This window comes from Streptomyces sp. NPDC028419 (genome assembly GCF_055565515.1).
Genome location: NZ_JBVHUE010000004.1, coordinates 163,558 through 168,195, shown reverse-complemented (window position 1 = coordinate 168,195; position 4,638 = coordinate 163,558). Strand labels below are relative to the sequence as shown.

Genomic DNA, 4,638 nt, shown 5'->3' with positions numbered 1-4,638 from the left:
CGTTCCCCTCCCCCCCCCCCCCCCCCCCCCCCCCCCCCCCCCCCCCCCCCCACCCCCCCCCCCCCCCCCCCCCCCCGCCCTCCCCCCCCCCCCCGGGCCTTCGGCGTAAACCGGCGCGGTGCGCGGGGGCCTATCGGGTGAGGGGCGCGTACGTACGGCGCAGGAAGCGGCGCAGCGCCGCGATGTCGAACTGGACCACCGCGACCCCTTCGGGCGAGTGGAACTCGACGACCGCCTGCACCCGCCCGCACGGCCAGACGCGGACGTCGCCGCTGCCGGTCGGGGCCTGGAGGCCGGCCTCCAGCAGGGCGCGGGGGAAGACCCACTCGTTGTCGGTGCCCTCGGGGGAGAGGTCCGCGGGGAAGACGATCCGGACGGCCAGGGGTTCGTCGGGGGCGAAGCGCAGGGCGACGGGGATCTTGCGGTAGAGGGGATCGTCGGTGATCACGCGTGCGGTGACCCGTACCTCGACGGGGGCGTCGGGCGTGGCGACGGCGGTCGCGCGGGGATTCTCGGCGGTGGCAGACATCGACCGGTCTCCTCAAAAGCGGAACATATGCGTCCGTATTCACCCCAGAGTCGCATATTCCGACGAACATGCGAGACGCCTTTTGTGGTGCGCACGCTCTTGCCAACCATTTGCAACTGGGCACTACTCTTGAAAGGTTCTCGAACGGCCGAGGGATCCGGCCGTTCACCGCAAGATCACCGCAGGAAGCGGAGCAGCGCCCATGCATGTGCCCGACGGCTTCATCAACGCCCCCGTCTCGATAGCCGCCGCAGTCGCCGCCGCGGGCGCCGTCGCCGTCAGCCTGCGCGGAGCCCGCCGGGAGCTGGACGAGCGCACCGCGCCGCTCGCCGGGCTCGTCGCCGCCTTCATCTTCTCCGTCCAGATGCTCAACTTCCCGGTCGCCGCCGGTACCAGCGGCCACCTCCTGGGCGGTGCGCTCGCCGCGGTCCTCGTCGGCCCCTACACCGGGGTGCTCTGCGTCTCGGTGGTGCTGCTGATGCAGGGCCTCCTCTTCGCCGACGGCGGCCTGACCGCACTCGGCGTGAACGTCATGAACATGGCCGTGGTCACGGTGATCGTCGCCTACGCCGTCTTCCGCGGCCTGGTCAAGATCCTCCCCGACACCCGCCGCTCGGTGACCGCGGCCGCCTTCACCGGCGCGCTCCTCTCGGTCCCGGCCGCCGCCGGCATGTTCACCCTGCTCTACGCGCTGGGCGGCACCACGGACGTGCCCGTCACCAAGGTCTTCACCGCGATGGTCGGCGTCCACGTCCTGATCGGCATCGGCGAGGCGGCGATCACCGCGCTCACCGTCGGCGCCGTGCTCGCCGTCCGCCCCGACCTGGTCCACGGCGCCGGCTCCCTGGTCACCCCGCTCAAGCTGCGCGTGGACGGTCGACTCGTCGACGCGCCCGCCGCCGCCCCGGTCCGGACCCCGGCCCCGGCCGCGGCCCGCTCGGTCACCAAGATCTGGGCGGCCGGCCTGGTCACCGCCCTGCTGCTGGCCGGGTTCGTCTCCTTCTACGCCTCCTCCAGCCCCGACGGCCTGGAGAAGGTCGCCGCCGACCAGGGCATCGACCAGAAGGTCACGGAGCACGCCGCCGCGGACTCCCCGCTCGCCGACTACGGCGTCAAGGACATCAGCGACGCGCGCCTCTCCGGCGGCCTCGCCGGGGTCATCGGCGTCGGCGCGACCGTGGCGGTCGGCTCCGGCGTCTTCTGGGCCGTCCGCCGCCGCCGGGCCGGGGACCACGGGGCCGACGGCCACGGCGCCGACGACCGCGCCGCCGCGTCCGCGGCGCTCTGACATGGGCGCGGGCCACGCCCACAAGCTCTTCCGGCACGGGCACACCTCCGTCCACGCGCTGCCGCCGCACTGCAAGCTCGCCGCCGCGTTCTGCTTCGTCGTGGTCGTGGTGTCCACCCCGCGCGAGGCGGTGTGGGCCTTCGGCCTCTACGCCGTCCTGCTCGCGGGGGTGGCCGCGGCGGCCAGGATCCCCGCCGGCTTCCTCCTCAAGCGGATGCTGATCGAGGTCCCCTTCGTCGCCTTCGCCGTCCTGATGCCCTTCGTGGCCCAGGGCGAGCGGGTCGAGGTGCTCGGCATGTCGCTGAGCGTCTCGGGCCTGTGGGGCGCGTGGAACGTCCTGGCCAAGGGCACCCTCGGCGTCGCCGCGTCCGTCCTGCTCGCCTCCACCACCGAGCTGCGGGCCCTGCTGCTGGGACTCCAGCAGCTCAAGCTGCCGCCCCTGCTGGTCCAGATCGCGTCGTTCATGATCCGCTACGGCGACGTGATCAGCGACGAACTGCGCCGGATGTCGATCGCCCGCCGCTCCCGCGGCTTCGAGGCGAGCGGCGTACGGCACTGGGGCGTGCTCGCCAAGACCGCGGGCGCGCTCTTCATCCGCTCCTACGAGCGCGGCGAGCGCGTCTACCTGGCGATGGTCAGCCGCGGCTACGCCGGTTCCATGCCGGTGATCGACGAGGTGAGCGCCACCCGCGCCCAGTGGGCGTACGCGGCCGTGCTCCCGGTGACGGCCCTGGCCGTCTGTCTGATGGGATGGACCCTGTGACCCCAGCCGCTGCCGCCCCCGCCGCGTCCGTCCCCTCCCTCGAGGTGACGGGCCTCGCCTACGCCTATCCCGACGGGCACCAGGCCCTCTTCGGGGTCGACCTGACCGTCGGGCGCGGGGAGCGCGTCGCGCTGCTCGGGCCCAACGGCGCGGGCAAGACCACGCTCGTCCTGCACCTCAACGGCATCCTGACCGGCGGGGTCGGCTCCGTCACCGTCGCCGGGCTGCCCGTGCGGAAGCGGAACTTCGCCGAGATCCGGCGCCGGGTCGGGATCGTCTTCCAGGACCCCGACGACCAGCTCTTCATGCCGACCGTGCGCGAGGACGTCGCCTTCGGACCGGCCGCCGCCGGACTGCGCGGCGCGGCGTTGGAGACCCGGGTGCGGGGCGCCCTGGAACAGGTCGGCATGGCCGACTTCGCCGACCGCCCGCCGCACCACCTCTCCTTCGGGCAGCGCCGCCGGGTCGCCGTCGCGACCGTGCTGGCCATGGAGCCGGAGATCCTGGTCCTGGACGAGCCCTCGTCCAATCTGGACCCGGCCTCGCGGCGCGAGCTGGCCGACGTCCTGCGCTCGTTGGACGTCACCGTGCTGATGGTCACCCACGACCTGCCGTACGCCCTCGAACTGTGCTCCCGCGCCGTGATCCTCAGCGAGGGGGTCATCGCGGCCGACGGGCGCACCCAGGACCTCCTGTGCGACGAGGAGCTGATGCGGGCGCACCGGCTGGAGCTGCCCTTCGGCTTCGACCCGCGCTCGGTGTCCGTGGCCTGAGGGGTCCGTGGCATAAGCACGGATGCTCGGGCGTTGCACCGCTCGTGAACATTCAGGGTGAGGTGGCGGACGGCTTCGAACCGGTCCGGGACGCTTTCGTGCGCAACTTCGAGGCGCTCGGGGATCGGGGTGCGGCCGTCGCCGTCTACCGCGACGGCCGCAAGGTCGTCGACCTGTGGGGCGGTGTCCGGGACGCCGACGCCACCGGAGCGGACGCGGCCCCTTGGGAGCGGGACACCGCGCAGATCGTCCGCTCCGCGACCAAGGGCGTCGCCGCCGCCGTTCCGCTGCTCCTGCACCAGCGTGGGCTGCTCGACCTGGACGCGCCGGTGGCGGAGTACTGGCCGGAGTTCAAGGCGGGGGGCAAGGAGCGGGCCCTGGTCCGCGACCTGCTCTCGCACCGTACGGGCATACCGGCGCTGGACCGCCCGCTGAGCCCCGCCGAGGCCACCGACGGGAGTTCGGGGCCGCGGGCCGTCGCCGAGCAGAGCGCCTTCTGGGCGCCCGGTACGGAGCACGGCTACCACCCCCACACCTTCAGCTGGCTGCTCGGCGAGCTGGTGCTGCGGGTCACCGGGGCCTCGTTGGGCAAGTGGCTGGCCGAGGAGGTCACCGGGCCGCTCGGGCTGGACTTCTGGATCGGGCTGCCGGAGGCGGCGGCGCACCGGGTGGGGCGGAGCGCGGTGCTGGAGGCGCCGCGGACCACGGGCGGGCTGCGGACCCGGCCCAAGCGGAACGTCTCCGAGGCCTACGCCGATCCGGGCTCCCTCACGCGGCGCGCGTTCGCCGCGATCAGCCCGCTGCCGGACGAGAACGACCCCGGGTACCGGGCGGCCGAGCTGCCCGGGTCCACGGGGATCGGTACGGCCCGGGCGCTGGCCGGCTTCTACGCGGCCACGCTCGGGGAGGTGGAGGGGCGGGGGCGGTTGTTCGCCCCGGAGACGGTGGCGTTGGCCGGGCGGGAGATGTCCGCGGGGCCGGACCGGGTGCTGGTGGTCGACACGCGCTTCGGGCCGGGGTACATGCTGCACGGGCCGGCGTCGCCGCTGCTGTCCCCGGCGTCCTTCGGGCACCCCGGGCGGGGCGGCTCCCTGGGCTTCGCGGACCCCGAGGCGGGCATCGCCTTCGGCTACGTCACGAACGCCCTGGCCGCCTCGGTAACGGCCGACCCCCGCCCCCAGGCCCTCCTCCGAGCCCTCCGCTCGACCCTGTAGCCCCGCCTCAATCGCCGGCGGGGCTGGGTTTGTCGGGCCCCGGGTCGGCCCCATCAAGCCTGCCCGGCGTT

The 4,638-nt window shown here is 74.1% G+C and carries 5 protein-coding genes; 4 read left to right on the top strand and 1 reads right to left on the bottom strand.

What is annotated here, in order from left to right; genetic code table 11:
• Nucleotides 1-130: 130 nt before the first annotated feature.
• Nucleotides 131-529 carry an SsgA family sporulation/cell division regulator gene (locus ACZ4UB_RS06920; protein ID WP_467956614.1) on the bottom strand — a complete coding sequence of 133 codons (399 nt, stop codon included), beginning with the start codon at nucleotides 527-529 and terminating at the stop codon, nucleotides 131-133.
• A gap of 202 nt (nucleotides 530-731) precedes the next feature.
• On the opposite strand from ACZ4UB_RS06920, the gene ACZ4UB_RS06915 reads away from it, so the two are divergent.
• From ACZ4UB_RS06915 to ACZ4UB_RS06900, 4 genes are read left to right on the top strand one after another with little or no spacing between them, the layout of a single operon-like run.
• Entirely contained in the window at nucleotides 732-1,817 is a 1,086-nt protein-coding gene (locus ACZ4UB_RS06915; RefSeq protein ID WP_468068729.1) for an energy-coupling factor ABC transporter permease, read from the top strand.
• 1 nt (nucleotide 1,818) lies between these two features.
• Nucleotides 1,819-2,580, top strand: coding sequence for a cobalt ECF transporter T component CbiQ (gene cbiQ / locus ACZ4UB_RS06910; protein WP_468068727.1), 762 nt, complete (start codon nucleotides 1,819-1,821; stop codon nucleotides 2,578-2,580).
• A complete protein-coding gene (locus ACZ4UB_RS06905; protein ID WP_468068725.1) occupies nucleotides 2,568-3,353 on the top strand; it encodes an energy-coupling factor ABC transporter ATP-binding protein in 786 nt (261 codons plus the stop codon). The genes cbiQ and ACZ4UB_RS06905 overlap by 13 nt, the downstream gene beginning before the upstream one ends.
• A gap of 44 nt (nucleotides 3,354-3,397) precedes the next feature.
• On the top strand, nucleotides 3,398-4,567 hold the full coding sequence (locus ACZ4UB_RS06900; RefSeq protein WP_468068723.1) for a serine hydrolase domain-containing protein: 1,170 nt from the start codon (nucleotides 3,398-3,400) through the stop codon (nucleotides 4,565-4,567).
• Nucleotides 4,568-4,638 lie beyond the last annotated feature (71 nt).